This window comes from Streptomyces sp. NPDC031049, assembly GCF_055571015.1.
Genome location: NZ_JBVIGC010000003.1, coordinates 303,665 through 324,236 on the forward strand (window position 1 = coordinate 303,665; position 20,572 = coordinate 324,236).

Here is a 20,572-nt window from a genome sequence, read left to right on the forward strand (position 1 = left end):
GGCGCCGCCTCCCCGTCCCAGGGAGGCGGCGCCGTCCGCATGTCCGCCCGCCGTCCGCTCCCCGGCGCCCCAGGGTTTGCGCCAGCCGCCGGGAGGACGGCCGACATATACCGGTACACCGTCAAGCCCCGTCCGTCACAATGGTGTTCACGACTGGAAGCGGAACACCGGACAGCGGAAGACGGGGATCGAGCGGCGCCATGGACAGGCTGGTGGAGTTCAAGACCGAGGACGGCGCCCAGGTGGTGGTGGAGGCCGTCGACGAGGAGACCGGCGCCCGGCTGGTCTCGCGCGGCGACGGCCCGGCGCAGGCGGCCCGCACCTTCGAGGGCGCGCTGGACGGCGTACGGGCGGCGGCCGAGTCCGCGCTGCGGGTCTTCCGGGACGGCTCGCTGCGGCCGGACAGCGTGGAGCTGGAGTTCGGGGTCCGGCTGAGCGCCGAGGCCGGGGCGATCATCGCCAAGGGCACGGCGGAGGGTCATCTGGTGGTGAAGCTGACCTGGTCGCCCGGTGGTGCGCCGGCCGCCCCGGCGGACGGGGAGGCCGCCCGCCGGTCATGAGCGGCACCGCCTGGCACGCCCGGATCGCGTGCGGCAGGGAGGTCGGCGCCGGCTTCCTGGTCTCCGCCCGCCAGGTGCTGACCTGTGCCCACGTGGTGCGCTTCAGCGACCGGGCGGACATCTCCGTGACCTTCCCGGGCCGCGCCGGCCTGGGCGCGCTGACCGCCACCGTCGCCGTCCACGGCGGCTGGCGGGGCGGCGCCACCGACCCCGGCGACCTCGCCGTGCTGGAACTGGACCGCGAGGTGCCCGTCGCCCCGGCCGTGTTCGCCCCGCCCGGCGCGGAACAGGGCGCCGAACTGGTCGCCTACGGGTTCCCCGAGGGCTACGACGAGGGCATGCTCGCCTCCTACCGGGCGCTGCCCGGCCCGCTCATCGCCGACGAGTGGGTCCAGTTGGAGGCGCTCACCGCGCACGGGCAGCCGCTGGCCGCCGGGTTCAGCGGCGCGGCGGTGACCCTGCCCGACGGCGCGGTGGTCGGCATGGTCCTGACCGTCGCGGGCGCCAGGGACGTACGGGTCGGCCGGATGCTGCCGGTCGAGGTGATGGCCCGCTACTGGCGCGGGCTCGGCGAGCTGGTGCCCACCCCGGGCCACCGCGCGGACGCCCTGCGACGGCTGTACGCGCTGGTCCGCCGGGCCGAGGAGGAGGGCCTGGCCTGCGACCCCCACCGGCTGTACGCGTCGGCCGTGGACGCCTTCGCCCCGCCGCCGCCCGAGCGGGGGTTCGCCTCGCTGTGGGCCGCCGCCGCGTACGTGCAGTGGGAGGTGCCGGACCCGGGGGCCGTGGCCCGGTTCGCCGACCGGCTCCAGGAGCTGCTGGACACCCCGCCGCCGCGCCCGGCGGCCTGGTCGCCCATCGTCGTGGAGATCGACCACAGCGGCGCCGGCGCCGACCAGGTCACCGTCGAGGTCTCCGCCTACCGGGACGGGCAGCGCCGGCCCGTGGGCGCCCGCCGGCTGCCGCGCGCCGCGGTGCGGTCGTACGTGCAGCAGCGCATCGACGAGGCGTGCGCCCGGCTCGATCCGGGCGCCGAGGAGCTGCTGACGTTCGTCCTGCCGCGCGACCTGCTCAACTCTGCCGTGGCGCAGTGGGAGTGCGGCCCGGAGGACCGGACGCCGCTCGGCTGCGCCTACCCGCTGGTGGTGACCGACCGTTCCCGGCACCGCGGCGGCCGGCTCCGCCACCAGCTGCGCAAGAAGTGGCGCAAGCTGGACGCCGGTTCCGGTGCGACGCTGCACCGCGTCGACTGCGGCACCCGGGAGCGTCCCGCGGGGCTGCGCGTGCGGCTGCGCGACGACGCCGAGCTGACCGGGTACGCCGCCTCGCCCGACAGGGCGTGGGAGCACTTCGAGATCGGGCTCACCGTGCCCGTGCCGGTCCTGCTGTGGCCGCGCGAGGGCTGCCCCGACGACAGCCACGGCGGCCCGTGCCGGGGCTCGGCGTTCCTCGACGAGCTGGCCGTGTCCGTGGCCGGCGTCCCTCCGTCCGAACTCCCCCGGCTGGTGATGGACCTCCGGCTGGAGGCTGCGGCGGCCGAGGTCCCCGGGCAGCACTGGGCGCACGACGTCCAGCTGCTGTGGGACGACCCCCGCTGCTTCCCCGAGCCCGCCGCCAGCCTCCGTTCGCCCGTCGACTGAAAGCCGTCCGCAGCCGTGCGCTCCCTGAGCGGCACGAGAACCACCCGGAGAGAACACCCATGCCCTTGTGGCCCGTCTACACCGGCGCGAACGAACCGCACGACGGCATCACGCGGCTCCCGCCGCCCCCGCCCTGGCGCGACTTCGACGGCCGGCCCGTGCTCGACCCGCCGGACCCGGGCGAGGACGCGGCCGCCGCCTCCCCCGACCGCACCCACCGGGCCGCGACCTACCGGGCCACCGAGCAGACCGTGCAGCTCGTCAACGCCGCCCTGTACCTGCGCCGCCCGCTGCTGGTCACCGGCCCGCCCGGCACCGGCAAGTCGTCCCTCGCCTACGCAGTCGCCCGCGAACTGCGCCTCGGCCCGGTCCTGAGGTGGAACATCACCAGCCGCAGCACGCTCCACGACGGCCTGTACACCTACGACCCGCTGTCCCGGCTGTACGCGGCGCGCCAGGCGGACGGCGCCGCCACGGGCATCGAGCACCACCTGCGGCTCGGCCCGCTCGGCACCGCGCTCCTGCCGTACTCCCGCCCGCGCGCGCTGCTCGTCGACGAGATCGACAAGAGCGACCTCGACCTGCCCAACGACCTGCTCAACGTCCTGGAGGAGGGCCAGTACGAGATCCCCGAACTGGTCCGGGCCGCCCGGGACAGCGCGGACGGCCGGGCCGAGGTGATGATCGACGGCACCGACCGGCGGGTGCCGGTGGAGCGCGGCAGGGTCCGCTGCCGGGCCTTCCCGTTCGTCGTCCTCACCAGCAACGGCGAGCGCGAGTTCCCGCCCGCCTTCCTGCGCCGCTGCGTCACCCTGCGGCTGCGGCAGCCCGACGACCGGCAGCTCGCCGGGATCGTCCGCGCCCACCTGGGCGAGACCGACGCCTACGCCGAACGGCTCATCTCCCGCTTCCTGTCCCGGATCGACAGCGGTGAACTGGCCACGGACCAGCTGCTGAACGCCATCTACCTCGCCCGCACCTCCGGACTGGACGCCGGCTCCCTGGACGAGCTGGCGGAGCAGCTCATGCCGTACCTGGGCCGGTCCCCGCAGCCCGATGCCTTCTGACCCCCCGGAGGCACGGGAGCCGCTGTCCCGCCTGGCCGACGTCCTGGCCCGGGCGGCCTCCGGCGCGCGCCCGACCCCGCGGGAGCTGGCGGAACTGCTGTGGCTGGCCGGCCACCTGGCCCCCGGCGACCGGGACGCCCCCGCGCCGCCACCGCCCGCGACCGCCCCCGGCACCCCCGCGCCCCCGTCGGGCCGCCCGGCGCCCGACCGGTGCCCCCGGCACGAGGACCCGCCTCCCTCGCCCGCCCCTGACCGCACCCCGCTGCACCTGCCGCCCGCCCCCACCGCCCCCGGCCCCGGCCGAGGCACCGGCACCGGCACCGGCCCACAGCGGTCGTCGGCCGCGCCGTACGCCGCGCTGCTGGCCCCCGCGCCGCCGATGCTGCGTCACCCGCTGGCGCTCCAGCGGTCCCTGCGCCCGCTGAAGCGCCGTACGGAGGCCCCCGCCGGTCAGGAGGTGGACGAGGCGGCGACCGCCGACCGCATCGCCCGGCTCGGCGTGGCCGACCCCGCGTGGTGGCTGCCGGTCATGCGCCCGGTGCGCGAGCGCTGGCTGCGGCTGAACCTGGTGTACGACGCCGGGCCCACGATGCCGGTCTGGCGCCCACTGGTCCACGAACTGCACACCGCCCTCGCCCAGTCGGGCGTCTTCCGCACCGTCACCGTGCACCGCGCAGCGGACGACGGCACGGTGAGCGGCGCCGCCGGGTACGCCCCCGCCGACGGCCGGACCGTCACCCTGCTGGTCAGCGACTGCATGGGCCCGCAGTGGCGCGCCGGTCCCGCCGGCACCCGCTGGTTCGCCACCCTGCGCCGCTGGGCCGGCCGGATGCCGCTGGCCGTCGTGCAGCCGCTGCCGGAGCACCTGTGGCGGGACACGGCGCTGCCGCCGGTCGCCGGCCGGCTCTCCGCCCCGCACCGGGCCGCGCCCTGCACGGCGCTCGCCTTCACCCCGTACGACACCGGTGAGGCGCCCGCCCCCGTGGGCGCGGTGCCCGTGCCGGTGCTGGAGCCGGGCCCCGAGTGGCTGGCGAACTGGGCCGCGCTGGTCGCGAGCCCCGGCGGCGGCGCGTATCCCGGCGCGGCGGCGATGCTGGACCGTCCGCTGCCCGCGGACGCCGGCGACCGCACGGACGTGGCGCGGCTGTCCCCCGAGGAGCTGGTGCTGCGGTTCCGTGCGACCGCCTCCGCGGAGGCGTTCCGGCTGGCCGGGCATCTGGCGCTGGGCCGCCCCGACCTGCCGGTGATGCGGCTGGTCCAGGCCGCCGTCGAACCGCGCCCGCGTCCGCAGCACCTGGCCGAGGTGATCCTCAGCGGGATGCTCACCTCCGTCGCCGGGCCGCCCGGCTCGTACGCCTTCCGTCCCGGCGTGCCCGAGGTACTGCTGCGGGGGCTGCCCCGCTCCGCCCGGGCCCGCACCCACGACCTGCTGCTGCGCACCGGCGGACTGATCGACGAACGCGCGGGCCGGGCCCCGGGCGACTTCCGCGCGCTGACCCCGGCCCCGGACGGCACCGAGACCGGCGCGACGGACGATCCGATCGCCGTGATCAGCCCCGAGACCGCGCGTCGGCTGTCCGCCACGGAACCGCCGCCGGCGACGCCCCCACCACCGCCGACCGCGACACCGGCCCCGCCGTCGGCCACGCCACTCCCACCGCCCCCGCAAACACGACCCCGGCCGGCCCCGGCGGCCGACCGCTCGGCCGCGGGGGCACAGCGGTCCGCTCCGGCGGCAGCGCGGCCGGGGTCCGGCAGGACGCCGTTCCCTGCGGGGCTGGGCGGCAGGTACCGGCTGGTGCAGCGGCTGCATCCGACCGGCAGGATGTGGCTGGCGGAGGACCCCGACAGCGACCGGACGGTGGCGGTCCGGCTGTACGACGCGCTCACCGACCGCGCCCGGCGAAGGGCGTTCCTGCGGGACGCGCGGCTGCTCGGCGGCATCGACCACCCCAACGTGGCGGCGGTCCTGGACGCGGGCATCGAGGACGACACCCCGTACGTCGTGATGGAGCACCTCGACGGCATCGCCCTCAACGTCCTCGCCCGGCCCCACGGCCACCGGCTGCCGGCGCCGCTGACGGTGTCGGTCGGGGCGCAGCTGGCCCGTGCGCTCACCGCCCTGCACGAGGCCGGCGTCACGCACGGCGCGCTGGAGACGTCCCGGGTGGTGCTGCTGCCGGACGGGAGGGCCAAGCTCAGCCTCTTCTCGCCGGGCCGGTCCCCCCGCCCCGGGGGCCGGTCCGAGGATCTGCGGGCGCTGTGCGAGGTGCTGCTGCACCTGACGTCGGGCACCTCGCACCTGACGGTGCCGATCGACTCCCGGCGGCTCACGCATCTGCCCGAGGACCTGCGGGTCCCGTACGCACACGCCCTCGACCTGCTGATGTCCCCGGCTCTGGACGCCCAGACCCGGGGCCGGGACCTGCTGACCGACCCCGACTTCGTCGGGCGTGCGCGCGCGGCGTACGACCGGCGCGTCTACCGGGTGCTGAGTCCCCTGCTCCTGGTGGAACCGCCGGACTCCGCCGAGCACCTCCGGCCGCGCGAGCGGGCACTGCTCGCCATGCTCCTGCTCAAGCACGGCCGCACCGTCAGCCACGAGGAGCTGCGGTGGGGCCTGTGGGACCCCGGCGACGAACCGCGCGATGCGCGGGCCGAGCTGCGCGCCATGGCGACCCGGCTGGCCCAGGCGCTGGGCCCCGGCGTGCTGGCGACGCCGTCCCACGGCTACGCGCTGCACACCAGCGCCGACCGGGTGGACGTGGTGGACTGCGAGGAACTGGTGCGACGCGCCGACGCGGCCGTGGCGGCGGGCGCGTACGCCGACGCCCGCCGGCACGTCGACGAGGCGCTGGCGCTGTGGCTCCCGGGCGACCCCCTCGCCGACGTGCCGGGCCCGGCGGCCCGCACCGCCCGCAACCGCCTGGTGCAGTTGCGCCTCGCCCTGCACACCAGACGCGCCGGACTCGACCTCGCGCTGGGCGACGCCGACCGCGCGGCCACGGATCTGTCCGCTCTGCTCGGCGCGCACCCGTTCCGCAACGACTTCCGCCGCCTGTACCTGATCGCGCTGCGCCGCCTGGGGCGCGTGGAGGAGGCCCTGGAGGTGTACGAGGAGTACGAGCTGTCCGGCGGGCGCAGCCCGGAGCTGCTGGCCTTCGGACGGGAGCTGCGCGCGGACCACCGCGACCCGGTGGACGACCCCGGCGACGGCGGCACCCCCGCCGAGCCGCTCCACCCGGACCTCCTGTCCGCCCCGGACGAGCTGCCGGAGGGCCCGTTCCCGACGGAGGACGAGCTGTGGACGCCGCTGTTGGCGGACGAGGAGGAGACACCGGAGGAGGGTCCGGCGTACGCGGCCGCGTGGGGCTACCCACCGGGCGGCGACGAGGGCGGCCCGCTGCGCGTCCCCGACGACGAACCGGAGGACCCGGAGGACCCGGAGGACTGGGAGGACCCGGAGGACTGGGAAGACCTGGAGGAGAGGGAGGAGCCGGAGGGCCTGGACGACCTGGCGGAGTTCGGGGACCTCGACGACGTCGAGGGGGAGCCCGACACCGACTACCGCACCGTCGCCCGCTTCACCCTCCTCGACGGTCCGCACGGCGACGAGCCGCGGGCGGCGCTGCGCGCACTGGTCGGCGAACTGCTGACGGACGGCCGGCCGTGGGGCGAGGACGAACTGCTGGCGGACGACACCGGCGTCCTGGTCGCCCTGGAGCCGCGGGTGCCGGCTGCCGGACTGCTCCGGGCGACCGTGGAGGGGCTGCCCGAGCGGCTCGCGCGGCTGGACGGCCGACGGCTGCTGGCGGAGTTCTGGCAGGTGGAGTTCTGGCCGGACGGAAGCGAGGAGCAGATCCTCCGGGCCGGCGCCGAGGCGGTCGACGCCGCCGTGCGGGCCACGCGGGCACCGGCGGTCGTCGTCGTGTCGGACGCCGTCTACTACGACGAGGTCGAGGACGCCGGCGCCTGCCCGCGGGGGCAGTTCCGGCCCCTGGCCGACGAGTCGGGCTGGTACCACCGGGTGCAGCCGGCCGGGGACGGGTCCGGAGCCGGCCGGGCCGCTCCGGCGGGGCAGGGCCGGGGGCGCACGGCGCAGGAGGTGCTGCGGGACGCCCGCTGTGTCCTCCTCGGCTTCGACGACGTGGTGGCGCGACTGTACCTGCCCGGAGCGGAGCGGGAGGTGCTGCGGGACGTCATGCGGTTCCTGGCCGAGGAGCGCAGCCCCGAGGAGGCGCTGTCGGGGGTGCCGGTGCCACGGGTCACCCCGGACGCGGGCACCGGCACGCTGGACCTGGCCCGGGCGCTGACCGGGCACCGGCTCGCCGGTGAGGTGGGCCGGCTGCTCGACCGGCACGAGGAGCGGGCGGCGCGCACGGCACGGCCCGTTCCCCTCGTCCGCCGGCTGATGCGCGGCCTGCACGGGCACGGGGTGCCCCTCGCCGTGGTGACCGACCGGGCGGCGGTGCCGGTGGAGACCTGCCTGTGGCGGCAGGAGCTGCTGGCCTATGTGACGGGCGGCGTCCACGGCCGGGACGCCGGCCTCGCGCACCTCATGCCCGAACCGCACGTGCTGCGCCGGGCCCTGGACCGGCTCGGCGCCGACGCGGGCGAGTGCGTGCTGATCGGTTCCTCCGTAGCCGAGCTGTCCGCCGCCCGTGCCGCGGGGATGCCGTTCATCGGCCACGGGCAGGGGGAGGGCACCCTGCGCCGGCTGCGCGCCGCCGACGCCGACGTGCTGCTCGTACCGGACCTGGGTCCGCTGGTCACCGCCGCCGAGAACCGCTGACCGCCCGGCACCCCCCATTCAGCGGCCCCCCTCCCGGCCCCCTCCAGCGGGCGCCGGGCCCCCGGCCGCCCGCACGATGCGAGGGAGGCCGGCCACCCGGCGGCCCGCTCGGTCCGCGCTCTCGGGAGGATCTGCATGACCGCCAGTCTGGAACAGCTGCGGCGCTGCCATTTCGCCGTCGACCTGGGGGCGGCACGCACCCGTGTGTACGTCAAGGGCGCCGGTCTCGTCGTCGACCAGCCGTCCGCCGCCGCCGTCAACACCCGTACCGGCGCGCTCATCGCGGTCGGCGAGTTCGCGGAGAAGATGACCGGCCGCACCCCCGGCTACATCCGCGTCGTCCGGCCGGTGCACGGCGGCACGGTCGTCGACATCGAGATGGCGCAGCGGATGCTGCGGCACCTGCTCGGCGACAAGATCCGCCGGGCGCTGCGCCGCAAGCCCCGGCTGCGCGCCGCCGCCTGCACCCCGCACGACGCCGATCCGCTGGCCCAGCGCGCGGCGATCGAGACGCTCGTCGGGCTCGGGGCGCGCCGCGTCGAGCTGGTCGACACCCTCATCGCCGCCGCGGTGGGCTGCGGGCTTCCCGTGGAGCAGCCCGAGGCCACCATGATCATGGTGTGCGGTGCGCACGCCACGCAGGTCGCGGTGCTCTCGCTCGGCTCGATCGTCACCGCCGAGCGGATCCCGGTGGGCGGCGAGGCCGTGGACCACGCGATCGTGCAGCACCTGCGCCACCAGCACGAGCTGGTCCTGCCCAGCCAGTCGGTACGGCCGCTCCAGCTCGCCCTGTCCGGCAACGGGCTCACCCCGCAGGGACCGGCGTCCACGGAGATCCACGGGCGGGACGTGGCCACCGGACTGGCCCGCAGCGTGCAGGTGGACACCGCCGCCGTGCGGGACGCGATCCAGACGCCGCTGACGGCCGTGCTGGACGGGATCGGCAAGGTGCTGCGGGACTGCCCGCCGGACCTGGTCGCCGACCTCGCCGACCGCGGGATCATGATGGTCGGCGGCAGTGCGCTGCTGCCCGGCTTCGACCAGATGCTGCGGGAGGCCACCGGCATGCCGGTGCACATCGCCGAACGGCCCGACATCTGCGCCGTCCAGGGCCTGGGCACGATGCTGGAGGGCAAGGTCGAGCCGCTGGCGCTGAACCCGACGTCGGCCGACTGACCCGGCGCCGGTGCGCCCCGACGGCATGACCGGCCCTCCGCCCGGCAACGCCCGCCGGCTGACCCGGCTGCTCGAGGCGGTCCTCGGCGTCTCCGCCGACCTGGACCTGCGCAGCACGCTGCGGCACCTGGTGGACGGCGCCGTGGAACTGACCGGCGCGGCCCACGCCGTCCTGACCACGGCCGCGCCCGGCCCGGACGGCCTCACCGAGATCCGCGCCACCGCCGCGCCGGTGACCGGGACCGGCGCCGGGCCGTCGTCCGGGCCGGGGCCGACGGCCCACCGGTTGCGGGTGCCGGTCCTGGTGGGGGACGAGGAGTTCGGCGAGCTGCGGCTCACCGGCCGGCCCGGCGGCGGCCCGTTCGGTGCCGAGGACGAGCAGCTGGTGCGGGTCCTGGCCGCCCAGGCCGGCATCGCGATCGGCAACGCCCGGCTGTACGAGACGGCCCGGCAGCGCGAGCGCTGGATCGAGGGCGCCGCCGCCGTCACCACCGCGCTGCTGACCGGGCGCGCCGCCGGTGACGCGCTGCTGACGGTCGCCGAACGGGCCCGGCTGCTGGCCGGCGCCTCGGCGGGCGTCGTCCTGGAACCCACCGCCGAGGGCGGCATGGCGATCGTGGCCGCGTCGGCACCCGGCGAACCCGGCGGCCTGGTCGGCGCCACGATCGCGCCGGGCAGCCCGGTCCTCGAGCACCTGCTCGGCGGCGAGCCGGTGTTCGTCGACGACTCGGCGACCGATCCGCGGATGACCACCGAGGTGCGCCACCGGTTCGGGCCGAGCATGATGCTGCCGCTTCAGGCGAGCGGCCGGCTGATCGGCACCCTGGCCCTGCCGCGCCGCCGCGGCGACCGCGCGTACACCGACGTCGAGCGGCTGCTGGCGGCGCAGTTCGCCTCCCAGGCGGCACTCGCCCTGGTCCTCGCCGACGCGCAGCGCCGCCGCGGGCGGCTGGCGGTCTACGAGGACCGCGACCGGATCGCCCGGGACCTGCACGACCTGGTGGTGCAGCGGCTGTTCGCCACCGGGATGACGCTGGAGTCCACGCGGCGCCGCCCCGGCGCGGACGACGTCCGCGAGATCCTCGGGCAGGCGGTGGACGAACTCCGGTCGACGGTGCAGGACGTCCGCACGGCGATCATCGCGCTCCAGCAGCCGCCGGCGGAGCGGCCGGCCGGGCTACGCGGCAGGGTGCTGCGGGAGACGGCGACGGCCGCCGCGCGGCTGGGGTCCCCGCCGGCGGTGCACTTCACGGGCGCCGTCGACAGCCGCGTACCGGAGCGGGTCGCGGACCGGCTGCTCACGGCGCTGCGCCGGGCGCTGGCCGGGGCGGCCCGCCGCCCCGCCGTGTCCCGCGTCGAGGTCGGGGTCGACGTGACGGCGACCCTGCCGGACGGGCGGGCCGCGGTGCGGCTGACGGTGACCGACGACGGCGGCCCGGACACGACGGTGACGTGGCAGTCGCCTCTGTGAGGGGTACGGCCGCCGCGCCGTGCGCGCCGGTGCGGGTGCGGTGACCGGCCGTAAGAGGGCCGGCCGGCGGTGACCCGGCGTCAGAGGGCGAGCCAGCAGCGTACGGTCGTGCCGTTCGCCGAGGTGTGGATCCTCACCAGGTCGCAGACCAGGTTGACCAGCAGCAGCCCGCGTCCGCCGCGCCGGTCGCGGGGGGCGGGCCGGCGTCCGGCCAGCGGGTCGGTGAGCCGCCCGCCGTCGTGGACCTCGCAGACCACGCTGCCGTCCTCGTCCCACACCCGCAGCACGCCGCTGCCGCTGCCGTGCACGACGCTGTTGGTGGCCAGTTCGGCGGTGACCAGCGCCAGGTCGTCCAGCCGGACCCCGCTCAGACCGAGCCGCGCGCCCTCGGCGGTGGCGGCGTGCCGGGCGTCGGAGAGCGACGTCCGGTCGAAGGCGAGGACGAGCCCGCCCGGCGCGGGCGGCAGCGGCTCGTTGTAGCGGGCGACGACGCCGGACGGGTCGTAGGCGGCGCTGTCCCGCGCGGTCGCGGAGCCGTCGGTGATGACCGTGGGGTGGGTGGCGTGCGCGTCGGCGAGGACCCGCTCGTCCAGGCGCACTGCGTCGTACGGGCACAGGATGGTCGCCGTGCGCCCCGCGAAGGCCGCGTTGATCAGCGCCTCGTGCTGGGCGCAGGCCGGGTACTCGGTGTCGGTGCGCCCGGCCCAGATGGGCTCGCCGATGATCCGCACCCGCCGGCCGGGGTCCTGGGCGTCGGCGAAGGCCCGCAGCACGCCGGGGATGATCCGCCCGGGGTTGCGCCCGGCCTCCCGCATGTCGAGCAGCCGCACCGCACGGGCGTCGTCCCCGAGGGCGTCCCGCAGCAGCTCCAGCCGCTCCCCCGGCACGGCCACGGCGACCGGTTCGCCGCCCGCCAGTCCGTCCCGGACGAAGGGCACGGTACCGGCGAGGTACTCGTCGTCGTCCCGGTAGAACAGCGCGGGATGGACGAAGGGATCGGCGGCCTCGGGGGGCGGTGCGCCCACGGTCCTCATGACATCGACACCTCGATCGCCGGCAGGTCGGGCCAGAGCATTTCCAGGGCCCGGCACAGCGTGGCCGGCGGCCGGTTCAGCACGAGCCGGCGGCCGTCCGGCAGCCGCTGGGCGGCGACCGCCAGCTCCCCGGCCCCGGCGACGTCGACGAACGTCACCGCTGACAGCTCAAGGTAGTACACGTCCTCACCCTCGTCGCCCTTCCCGTCGTCCCCGTGCGCGTTCACCGCCTGTTCCAGGACGCGCTGCCAGGTCTCGCGCGTGGCCAGTCCCACTTCCCCCGCCGCCCTGACGCCCCTGCGCCCGGCCAGCGGCGACACCGTCAGCGCCGGTGCTCCACCGGCCGCTGTGCCCGGCACCTCGCCCCGAGTGCCCACGATTCGTCTCCCATGCTCCCGGACGAGGGGTCTCTACCCCGACCGGCCCCCCTCACTCCCGGACGCCGGGTGTACTCCGCATGCCGGCGGGCAGGCGCATGTGCGGCGCGGCCCGACGGGCGGCGACGGGGGTACGGCATCGACGGAGTCCGCCGGGGGACGGCGGACGTGAGGCGACTGGGCGGTGACATGACCTCAGCGGCACCACCACGGCCGGGCGGGAGGCCGGCCGCGCTGGTCATCGAGGGCCGGGTGGAAGGGAACCGGGCGCTGCTCCTTCCCCGGGGGGAACTGGTCCACGGGTGCGTGGACGTCCTGGCCGAGACCCTGGCCGGGCTGCCGGCCGGGCTCACCCGCGTCGACGTGGACATGAGAGACGTCGCCTTCATGGACACGGCGGGGCTGCGGTTCCTGGACCTGCTGGGCGACTACGGGCTGCGGCACGGGGTGCCGGTCGCCGTGACGAACTTCACCGTCCAGCCGCACCGGGCCCTTCGGCTGGCGGACCTGGACGCCGCCGACCCGCTGCGCCGCGCCGCCGACCCGCCGGCGCCGGAGCGCTCCCGGGATCTGACGGACCTCAGGGAGGAGGTGCGCCAGCTCCGGCAGGCGATCGACTCCCGCCCCGTGATCGACCAGGCGCGCGGTGTCCTGATGGCCGTCCACGCCTGTACGTCCGAGGAGGCGTGGCACATCCTGCGGGAGGCCTCGCAGCTGTCCAACACCAAGCTGCGCACCGTCGCCGCGGTGGTCACCGCCGGCGCCGTGGACGACGGGCCCGCCCCGCCCGAGGACGTACGCAAGGCGCTGCGCACCGCCCTGGACCGCTTCAGCCGGCGCCGGGCGTGACGGGCACGCCGAACAGCTCCAGGAAGGCGGTGGCCGCGGGCGTACGGGTGTCGCGGCTCCAGATGACGTACTCCACGCGGGCCGGCGCGTCGGTGACCTCGATGGTGGTCACGCCGGTGAGCTGGGGCACGTAGGCGGAGGGCAGCAGGGCGACGCCGAGCCCCTCCCCCACCAGGCGTGCCAGGTAGTCGGCGTTGGTCACCTCGAAGGCGACGTTCCGGGTGAGGCCGGCGGCGCCGAAGGCGAGGTCGGACTGGGCCCGCCCGGCCGTCCTGGCCGGCAGGTCGACGAACACCTCCGAGGAGAGCCGCCGCAGGCTGACCTCGGTCTCTCCGGCGAGGGGATGGCCGGGCGAGACCACGGCGACCAGCCGGTCCCGGGCGAGTTCCCGGGCGTGGACGCCCTGGGGCCGCGCCGTGGTCGGAAAGCCGAGGAAGGCGACCTCGATGGCGCCCTGCCTGACCTGTTCCACGAGTTCGTCGCTCGCGCCGACGCTCAGACCGATCCGCACCGACGGGTACCGCCGGTGGAAGTCGCGCAGCGCGCCCGGGATGTCGACCGCGGCGACGCTGGGGATCAGTCCCACGGCGAGCCGCCCCCGCACCTCGCCGACGGCCGCCGCCACCTCGTTGACGGCGCGCTCGGCCGCCTCCAGACACTGGCGGGCGGCCGGGAGGAACGCCTCGCCGGCCTGGGTGAGCCGGACCCGGCGGCTGGTGCGCTCGAAGAGCCGCGCGCCCAGTTCGCGTTCCAGGCGAGCGATCTGGTGGCTGAGGGCGGACTGGACGACCAGGCAGCGCTCGGCGGCCCGCGTGAAGCTGTTCGTCTCCGCCACGGCGACGACGTAGCGCATCTGCTGGAGCTCCATGCATCCATCGTGAATCGCGATGGATGAAGTGACAAGCATGTGTTGGACTCATGGCTGAGGGCCCGCCGAGACTGAGCGTGCGCCGATTCCCTCGATGCCGGGCCTTCCGGCCGGCGCGGAGCGGACGGAGGCGGTACGGCATGAGGAACAACGACCGGCCCTTTCTCACGGCGGGCGTGACGGCACTGGCGCCGGCGATCTGGGGGAGCACCTACCTGGTGGCGACGGAGCTGCTGCCGCCCGACCGCCCCCTGCTGGCCACGACCGCGCGCACGCTGCCCGCGGGCCTGATCCTCCTGGCGTTCACCCGCACGCTGCCGGCCGGGATCTGGCTGTGGCGGTCCCTGGTGCTCGGAACGCTCAACCTCGGTGCGTTCAACTACCTGTTGTTCGTCGCGGCCTACCGCCTCCCGGGCGGCACAGCCGCGGTGATCATGTCGGCGCAGCCGATGCTCGTCCTGGTCCTGGCGGCCCTGTTCCTCGGGGACCGGATCCGGTGGACGCAGGGGCTGGCCTGCGCCCTCGGCACGGCCGGTGTGCTGCTGCTCGTGACGGAGGGGCCGCGGGAGCTGGACGCCGTGGGCCTGTCGGCCGCGCTGGGCGGCGCGGCCTGCATGGCCGCCGGCATCACCCTGACCAAGCGGTGGGGCCGTCCCGCGGGAGTGGGGCTGCTGCCCTTCACCGGCTGGCAGCTCACGGCGGGCGGACTGGTGCTGCTGCCCTTCACACCGGCCGTCGAAGGACTGCCGAGCACCCTCACCGCGGCGAACGCCGCCGGGTTCGCCCATCTGATCTGCCTGGGCGCCATCGTGAGCTACGCCGTGTGGTTCCGCGGCATCGAACGCCTGCCGGCCCCGGCGGTCTCGTTCCTCGCCCTGGGAAGCCCGGCGGTCGCGACGCTCCTCGGATACGTGTTCAGAGACGAGACCCTGTCGCTTCCGCAGCTGACCGGCGTCCTGGTGATCCTCGTCGCGGTACTGCTGGCACAGCCGCGTCCGCGCGGAGGAGGGACATCCGGTGGCACCGGTGAGCGGCAGGAGACTCCGGGCGACCGGTCCGCGGACCGAGTCCGCGGACCGTGACCGGGCCCGCGTCCGGCTCACCGCTCCGGATACGCGGGCGGGGCGCCGCGGACGGCTCCGTCCGCGGCGCCCTCCGGCCTCGACAGGCGAGGGACCGGGCGCGCACGCGCGTTCCCGGCCCTCGCGCTACCGGCCCTCGCCTTCCCGGCCCTCGCACTACCGCTGCGAGCGCCGGTCGAGCGCATCGAGCTTCCGTTCTGGCCGCCTGCCGGGCAGCGGCGGCGCTCGGCGGCATCGCCGTGTGGCAGCACGACCGCGCCGAGAACGCCACCGCCCAGGCCCGGCAGGCCCGCGGGCAGTTGGACGAGCCCATCGCCGTGCTCGGCGCTCCGGACGCCGGCACCCGCACGGTTCGCCTGGAGGACGGCTCACGCGCCACGGTCGTCGTCTCCGACCGCCGTGACCAGGCGGTGTTGCCGGTGGACCTGCCCGCTCCCCCGCCGGGCAAGGCCTACCCGGCGTGGTACCAGGTCGACGGCGGTATGCGGCCGGCGGGTCTGCTGGACGCGTACCGCACCGGCCAGGCCCTCGCCGTGGAGGGCTCGGCGAACGCCGCCTCGGCCGTGGGCATCACCGTCGAACCGGCCGGCGGGTCCCCCCGCCCCACCTCCACGACCACCGCCGCCCTCACGGGCCGGACCGCACCACGTCACCGCGTCCTCCGCGCCGGTCCCCCGCGACGCCGAGGGCCCGGCCTGTCAGCGCACCGCAACCGCAAGGAGCCCTCAAGTTAAAGGTCAAGAGAGGGTTTCGTATTGGCAATGAGCAAGTTGTGGCCCTGATGACCTTGCTTTCCAGGGTGTCTAAACCCTGTTAAGTTTCCTTCTGCCGATAACTCCGAGGAGGGGGAAGTGGCCACAACCATGGGCACTGCCATGCCCGCACCCGCGTCCGCTCCGGATGATCTCCGGTCCGTGATGCGCCTGTTCCCGACCGGCGTCACCGTGCTGTCGTCGGGGCAGGGCGAGGAAGCCGCGGCGATGACCGCCAACTCGTTCGTCTCCGTCTCTCTGGATCCGCCCCGGGTTCTGGTCTCCGTGATGCGGTCCTCCCGCACCTATCCGGTGATCGACGCCACGGGCCGGTTCCAGGTGCACCTGCTCTCCGACCGCCAGGGCGACCTGGCACGGCTCTTCGCCTCGCGTGACAAACCGTTCGGGCACGGGCTGCGCGAGCACTTCGCCACCGACGACGACGCCGCGTACCCGTTCCTGCCCGGTGCGCTCGCCACCCTCTGCTGCCGGACCGAGGAGCGGTTCCCCGGCGGCGACCACACGCTCTTCCTGGGCCGCGTCGAACACGTCCGGGCCGGGGACGACGCCGGCGGAGCGCTGCTGTTCCACCGGGGCCGGCTCACCCCCGCGCCGGCGGCCGCCGAATGAGCGGTACCGCCGGGCGTGCGCACGGGCCGGCCTCCCGCGTGGCGGCACCCCCGGCCGCCACCCGAGCCGCCACCCCCCGCGTGTCGGCGGTTCGCGGCGCCACGACGGTCACCGAGGACACCCCGGCGCACATCGCCGCCGCCACCCGGCACCTCGTCGGGGAGCTGCTCGGCCGCAACGCGCTGACCCGCGACGACGTGGTGAGCCTGTTCTTCACCAGCAGCCCGGACCTCGTCGGCGACACCCCCGCCCTCGCCCTGCGCGAGGACGGCTGGGACGTACCCGCGCTGTGCGCGGCCGACGCCGCCTGGGCCGGCGCGCCCGCCCGGACCGTACGCGTCCTGGCCCACGTCGTGGCGCGCGGCCCGCTCTCACCCGTCTACCTCGGGGACGCCGCACCCGACCGCCCCGCTTCAAACGCCTGAGGCACCCGAGCACCCGAGCACCCGAGCACCCGAGGCACTGAAGCGCCCCACCACCCACCTCTTCGCACACCCACGTCTCCTTCGAGGTCGAGGCATGCCCGAGAACAGTCACTTCCCGGATCTCAAGCCCGTACTGGACGAACTCCAGGCGGCCCTGGGACCCGACGCCGTACACCACGACTCCGCCGCTCCCCTGCCGCCGTCGCGCAACGTCTCCGCCTTCGCGCCGCGCGCCACCCACGCCGTCGTGCGCCCCGGCTCGGTGGCGGACGTCCGCCAGGTCGTGGACGCCTTCCGCACCGCCGCCGCGTCCGGCGCCGAACTGCCCGGCCTGCACCCCGTCTCCACCGGCCGCAACTGGGGGCTCGGCTCCAAGGAACCGGCCGCCGGCCCCGTCGTACGCCTCGAACTCGACCGCCTCGACGCGGTGCGCGCCCTGGACACCGACGCCGGCTACGCCGTCGTCGAGCCCGGCGTCACGCAGAAGGAGCTGTCCGAGCGGCTGGCCGGCACGGGACGGCTGCTGAACGTCACCGCGTCCTCCGGCCACACCAGCGTCCTCGGCAACGCCGTGGACCGCGGCGTGGGCCTGCGCCGCCAGCGCACCGACGACCTGCTCGGCCTGGAGGTCGTGCTGCCGGACGGCGAGATCGCGCACGTCGGCTGGTGGCCGGACGACGCCGCGCACGGCAAGGGCGAGGCGTTCAACCCGCTCGGCCTCGGGCCCTCGCTGCTCCACCTGTTCACCCAGTCAGACCTGGGCGTCGTCACCGCCGCCGTGGTCCGGCTGGTGCCCCGTCCCCAGCGGCAGGTGACCGTACGCGCCGGGTTCCACCGCGAGGTGCTCGCGCCGGCGGTCGACGCGCTGCGCGGCTGGAAGGCCAACGGCCTCGTCGCCGGCGTGATCAAGGTGTACGACACCGCCTCCACCGCCACCTACGGAGGCGGCGACACCGCCGGTACGTACGTCGCCCATCTGTGCGTGGAGGGCACCGAGCGTTCCGCCGCCGCCCTGAAGGAGGTCCTGCTGGCCGAGATGGCCGAGTCGGGCCTGTTCACCTCGGTCGCCTCCAGCGACGAGGCACCCCCGGCCGACGAGGACGTCGTCGCCCACGTGGTGCACGCCGCCTACAACGGCTCCGTGGCGCACAACGAGCGGATGCTCGCCTCGGCCACCGGCACGACGGCGGACCGCGTGGACGGCGAAGGCGACGGCTGGCTGTTCTTCCTGCCGTTCCTGCCGTTCGACGGCGCCTGCGTCGTCCGCGCGCTCGACATCCTCGACCGCATCCACCGGGCGACCGGCATCCGCCCCGGCTCCACGGTGAACGCCCTCGACGCCGACGTGATCGACCTCGTCGTCTCCTTCCCCTTCGATCACGGCGCCCAGGCCCCCGCCGCCCACCGGGCCCTGGACCTCGCCCACGCCTGGTTCGGCGAGGCGGGGTTCCGCCCGTACCGCCTCGACGCGGACCACGCCCGCGCCCGTGCCCGTACCGGTGCCGGGGCCGCGGACAGCGCTGAAACCGCCCTCCAGCGCGCGCTGCGCGACGCCACCGACCCGCACCGGGTCATCGCCGCCGGCCGCTACGCATGACCACCACCCCGTCCCGCCCTTCCGCACCCGCCTCCCGCACCCCTGGTGAGAACGTGATGACCCAGCACACACCCGACACGCCCGCGGCGATCCTGGACCGCGCGCGTGAACTCGTCCCCGTCCTGCGGCAGAACGCGCCCCGGATCGAGGCCGAGCGCCGCCTGCCCGACGACATCGTCGAACTCCTGCGCTCCGCCGGCGTGTTCCGCGCGGCCATGCCCAAGACCTGGGGCGGTCCGGAGATGACCTCGATGGAGCAGGCCGAGCTGATCGAGATCCTCTCCACCGGCGACGCCTCCGTGGGCTGGTGCGCCATGATCGGCATGGACTCGGGCATCTACTCCGGCTACCTCGACGACCAGGTCGCCCGGGAGATGTGGCCCTCGCTCGACATGGCCAACTCCGGCTGGATCTACCCGCAGGGCAAGGCCGTCCGGGTGCCCGGCGGCTTCCGGGTGACCGGCCGCTGGAAGTTCGGCTCCGGCTCCTCGCACTGCGACTGGCTGGGCGCGGGCGTCCACGTGTACGGACCGGACGGCGAGGTCGAGACCGACCCGGTCACCGGCAGCGGCCCGCACTGGCGCGTGATGATCGCCGAACCCGCCGCGTACGAGTTCCACGACACCTGGCACACCACCGGCCTGGCCGGCTCGGGCTCGCGCGACTACTCCTGCACCGACCTCTTCGTGCCCGAGGAGCGCTCCTTCTCCTTCTCCGAGCCCAAGCGGCCCGGCCCCCTGCACGCGGCCCCGGACGCGATCCTGCGCAAGATGCCCGGCATCCCGCTCGGCATGGCACGCGCCGCCCTGGACCACGTACGCGAACTCGCCGCCGTACGCACCGATCGCGAGACCGGCACGCCGTGGCGGGAGGACTACCGCGTCCAGTCCGCCATCGCCCGCCTGGAAGGCGAGCTCATCGCCGCCCGGGCCGGGGTCTACAGCACGCTCCGGGTGCAGTGGGACGCCCTGGTCTCCGGCGACGAGCTGAGTGACGACGCCCGGGTGGCCACGGCCATCGCCCGCCGCCACGCCTTCCGTACCGCACGCTCGATCGTCCACGAGCTGTTCGACCTGGTCGGCGGCTCGTCCGTCTACAAGCCGCACCCGCTGGACCGCTGGCTGCGCGACGCCAACACGATGTGCCAGCACGCCGTGGCGCAGGACTCCGTGCTCCAGCTGACCGGCAACGTCCTGCTCGGCGGTCGCTCCACGTCACCGTTCTTCTAGACCGCGGACCGCGACCGGTTCACCGCAGAGCATCGCAGAGAGAAGAAGCGTCCAACCGTCATGGATTCCATACGTGTCGTGCTGTTCACGGAAGTCAACTCCAAGCTGGGTTCTCCCTTCCTGAGCATCCTGCACGGCCACCCGAACGTGGAACTGGCCGCCGTGGTCACCTCCCCGCACGGGAAGCTGTGCTCCTACTTCACCGGCGACGAGGAGAGCGTCGACGTCGCCGAGCAGGCCCACGCCCTGGGTGTGCGCGTGCTGCGGCCCCGGTCGGTCAACGACGCCGACCACGTCGAGGCGCTGGCCGCCCTGGAGGCCGACTACTTCCTCGTCGGCAACTTCCAGCAACTGCTCAGGCCGCCGCTGCTGGCCCTGCCGCGCCGTACCTCCGTCAACTTCCACCCCTCCCCGCTCCCGGAGTTCGCGGGCCTGGCCCCGTTCTACTGGATGGTCCGCGAGGGGGCGCCCGTCAGTGCCGTGTCCGCCATCGAGATGGGCCACGAACTCGACGACGGCGACCTGCTGATGCAGCACCAGATCCCGCTCTCCGGACACGAGACCGGCCTGGAACTGCGCACCATGCAGGAGCGCGCCAACGTCCTGATGCTGCTGGAGCTGATCCCGCACCTGGTCGAGGGCACGCTGGTGCGCACCCCGCAGGACATGACCCGCCGCTCCTACTACGGGCGGCCCCGGGACGAGGACTACCGGCTCGACTTCGCCCTGCCGGCGGCCGTCGTGGAGCGCCACGTCCGCGCCGCCTACCGCAGCCCCGGAGCCTGGTTCACCGCCCCCGGGGGCGGGCGGGTGCGGGTGCTGTCGGCGGCCCTCGGGGACGGCGGGCGCCCGGAGGCGGGCGAGGCACCGCCCGGCACGCTGGTGCGCCGCGGTACGCGGCTGTACGTGGCCTGCGGGGACGGCGACTGGCTGCGGCTGGTCACGGTGGAGTGCGGCGGACGCGAGGTGCCGGTCGAGGACCCGGCCTTCGCGCTCATGGGCGAAACGATCGCGGTGAGGTGA

Annotated in this window: 17 protein-coding genes; 14 read left to right on the forward strand and 3 right to left on the reverse strand. The window is 75.6% G+C overall.

Annotation, left to right across the window (positions count from 1 at the left end; translation table 11 throughout):
• Positions 1 to 200 precede the first annotated feature (200 nt).
• From ACZ45Q_RS07050 to ACZ45Q_RS07075, 6 genes are all read left to right on the forward strand, one after another.
• On the forward strand, positions 201 to 560 hold the full coding sequence (locus tag ACZ45Q_RS07050) for a CU044_2847 family protein (RefSeq protein WP_468256078.1): 360 nt from the start codon (positions 201 to 203) through the stop codon (positions 558 to 560).
• The gene (locus ACZ45Q_RS07055) at positions 557 to 2,200 is read left to right on the forward strand and encodes a VMAP-C domain-containing protein (RefSeq protein ID WP_468256081.1); all 1,644 of its coding nucleotides are present in this window, start codon (positions 557 to 559) and stop codon (positions 2,198 to 2,200) included. Before ACZ45Q_RS07050 ends, ACZ45Q_RS07055 begins: the two co-directional genes overlap by 4 nt.
• 59 nt (positions 2,201 to 2,259) lie before the next feature.
• Positions 2,260 to 3,267: an AAA family ATPase gene (locus ACZ45Q_RS07060; RefSeq protein ID WP_468256085.1), complete on the forward strand. Its 1,008-nt coding sequence runs from the start codon at positions 2,260 to 2,262 to the stop codon at positions 3,265 to 3,267.
• Positions 3,257 to 8,059 (forward strand): SAV_2336 N-terminal domain-related protein, encoded by a 4,803-nt coding sequence (locus ACZ45Q_RS07065; protein ID WP_468256088.1) that lies wholly within the window; start codon positions 3,257 to 3,259, stop codon positions 8,057 to 8,059. Before ACZ45Q_RS07060 ends, ACZ45Q_RS07065 begins: the two co-directional genes overlap by 11 nt.
• Positions 8,060 to 8,194: 135 nt before the next feature.
• On the forward strand, positions 8,195 to 9,235 hold the full coding sequence (locus ACZ45Q_RS07070; protein WP_468256091.1) for a rod shape-determining protein: 1,041 nt from the start codon (positions 8,195 to 8,197) through the stop codon (positions 9,233 to 9,235).
• Positions 9,236 to 9,260: 25 nt separating this feature from the next.
• Positions 9,261 to 10,706 (forward strand): GAF domain-containing protein, encoded by a 1,446-nt coding sequence (locus ACZ45Q_RS07075; RefSeq protein WP_468256094.1) that lies wholly within the window; start codon positions 9,261 to 9,263, stop codon positions 10,704 to 10,706.
• 80 nt (positions 10,707 to 10,786) lie between these two features.
• Here the strand turns inward: ACZ45Q_RS07075 and ACZ45Q_RS07080 are convergent, their stop codons facing one another.
• Both ACZ45Q_RS07080 and ACZ45Q_RS07085 read right to left on the reverse strand, forming a co-directional pair.
• Positions 10,787 to 11,740 (reverse strand): anti-sigma factor RsbA family regulatory protein, encoded by a 954-nt coding sequence (locus ACZ45Q_RS07080; RefSeq protein ID WP_468256097.1) that lies wholly within the window; start codon positions 11,738 to 11,740, stop codon positions 10,787 to 10,789.
• Entirely contained in the window at positions 11,737 to 12,120 is a 384-nt protein-coding gene (locus ACZ45Q_RS07085; protein ID WP_468256481.1) for an STAS domain-containing protein, read from the reverse strand. The genes ACZ45Q_RS07080 and ACZ45Q_RS07085 overlap by 4 nt, the downstream gene beginning before the upstream one ends.
• Positions 12,121 to 12,306: 186 nt before the next feature.
• Here ACZ45Q_RS07085 and ACZ45Q_RS07090 point away from each other — a divergent pair, with 186 nt between their 5' ends.
• On the forward strand, positions 12,307 to 12,966 hold the full coding sequence (locus ACZ45Q_RS07090) for an ANTAR domain-containing protein (RefSeq protein WP_468256100.1): 660 nt from the start codon (positions 12,307 to 12,309) through the stop codon (positions 12,964 to 12,966).
• Here the strand turns inward: ACZ45Q_RS07090 and ACZ45Q_RS07095 are convergent.
• A complete protein-coding gene (locus tag ACZ45Q_RS07095; RefSeq protein ID WP_468256103.1) occupies positions 12,947 to 13,834 on the reverse strand; it encodes a LysR family transcriptional regulator in 888 nt (295 codons plus the stop codon). The genes ACZ45Q_RS07090 and ACZ45Q_RS07095 overlap by 20 nt on opposite strands.
• Positions 13,835 to 13,974: 140 nt before the next feature.
• Between ACZ45Q_RS07095 and ACZ45Q_RS07100 the strand changes: the two genes are divergently transcribed.
• From ACZ45Q_RS07100 to ACZ45Q_RS07130, 7 genes are all read left to right on the forward strand, one after another.
• The gene (locus tag ACZ45Q_RS07100) at positions 13,975 to 14,916 is read left to right on the forward strand and encodes an EamA family transporter (RefSeq protein ID WP_468256106.1); all 942 of its coding nucleotides are present in this window, start codon (positions 13,975 to 13,977) and stop codon (positions 14,914 to 14,916) included.
• Positions 14,913 to 15,650 (forward strand): anti-sigma factor, encoded by a 738-nt coding sequence (locus tag ACZ45Q_RS07105; RefSeq protein WP_468256109.1) that lies wholly within the window; start codon positions 14,913 to 14,915, stop codon positions 15,648 to 15,650. Before ACZ45Q_RS07100 ends, ACZ45Q_RS07105 begins: the two co-directional genes overlap by 4 nt.
• Before the next feature lie 117 nt (positions 15,651 to 15,767).
• Entirely contained in the window at positions 15,768 to 16,298 is a 531-nt protein-coding gene (locus ACZ45Q_RS07110; RefSeq protein ID WP_468256112.1) for a flavin reductase family protein, read from the forward strand.
• Between the two features lie 80 nt (positions 16,299 to 16,378).
• A complete protein-coding gene (locus tag ACZ45Q_RS07115; RefSeq protein ID WP_468256115.1) occupies positions 16,379 to 16,723 on the forward strand; it encodes a chorismate mutase in 345 nt (114 codons plus the stop codon).
• Positions 16,724 to 16,817: 94 nt separating this feature from the next.
• Complete coding sequence (locus tag ACZ45Q_RS07120) at positions 16,818 to 18,320, forward strand: FAD-binding oxidoreductase (protein ID WP_468256118.1); 1,503 nt, start codon at positions 16,818 to 16,820, stop codon at positions 18,318 to 18,320.
• A 56-nt stretch (positions 18,321 to 18,376) separates the two neighbouring features.
• Positions 18,377 to 19,549, forward strand: a complete 1,173-nt coding sequence (locus ACZ45Q_RS07125; protein ID WP_468256121.1) for an acyl-CoA dehydrogenase family protein — start codon at positions 18,377 to 18,379, stop codon at positions 19,547 to 19,549.
• Between the two features lie 60 nt (positions 19,550 to 19,609).
• Positions 19,610 to 20,572, forward strand: coding sequence for a methionyl-tRNA formyltransferase (locus ACZ45Q_RS07130; protein ID WP_468256124.1), 963 nt, complete (start codon positions 19,610 to 19,612; stop codon positions 20,570 to 20,572).

Excerpts from the sequence above, each read along its gene's own strand:
- ACZ45Q_RS07120 (WP_468256118.1), top strand. The coding sequence starts at position 16,818 with ATGCCCGAGAACAGTCACTTCCCGGATCTCAAGCCCGTACTGGACGAA.
- ACZ45Q_RS07070 (WP_468256091.1), top strand. The coding sequence starts at position 8,195 with ATGACCGCCAGTCTGGAACAGCTGCGGCGCTGCCATTTCGCCGTCGAC.
- ACZ45Q_RS07065 (WP_468256088.1), top strand. The coding sequence starts at position 3,257 with ATGCCTTCTGACCCCCCGGAGGCACGGGAGCCGCTGTCCCGCCTGGCC.
- ACZ45Q_RS07080 (WP_468256097.1), bottom strand. The coding sequence starts at position 11,740 with ATGAGGACCGTGGGCGCACCGCCCCCCGAGGCCGCCGATCCCTTCGTC.
- ACZ45Q_RS07100 (WP_468256106.1), top strand. The coding sequence starts at position 13,975 with ATGAGGAACAACGACCGGCCCTTTCTCACGGCGGGCGTGACGGCACTG.
- ACZ45Q_RS07090 (WP_468256100.1), top strand. The coding sequence starts at position 12,307 with ATGACCTCAGCGGCACCACCACGGCCGGGCGGGAGGCCGGCCGCGCTG.
- ACZ45Q_RS07055 (WP_468256081.1), top strand. The coding sequence starts at position 557 with ATGAGCGGCACCGCCTGGCACGCCCGGATCGCGTGCGGCAGGGAGGTC.
- ACZ45Q_RS07075 (WP_468256094.1), top strand. The coding sequence starts at position 9,261 with ATGACCGGCCCTCCGCCCGGCAACGCCCGCCGGCTGACCCGGCTGCTC.
- ACZ45Q_RS07130 (WP_468256124.1), top strand. The coding sequence starts at position 19,610 with ATGGATTCCATACGTGTCGTGCTGTTCACGGAAGTCAACTCCAAGCTG.
- ACZ45Q_RS07060 (WP_468256085.1), top strand. The coding sequence starts at position 2,260 with ATGCCCTTGTGGCCCGTCTACACCGGCGCGAACGAACCGCACGACGGC.
- ACZ45Q_RS07125 (WP_468256121.1), top strand. The coding sequence starts at position 18,377 with ATGACCCAGCACACACCCGACACGCCCGCGGCGATCCTGGACCGCGCG.
- ACZ45Q_RS07050 (WP_468256078.1), top strand. The coding sequence starts at position 201 with ATGGACAGGCTGGTGGAGTTCAAGACCGAGGACGGCGCCCAGGTGGTG.
- ACZ45Q_RS07095 (WP_468256103.1), bottom strand. The coding sequence starts at position 13,834 with ATGGAGCTCCAGCAGATGCGCTACGTCGTCGCCGTGGCGGAGACGAAC.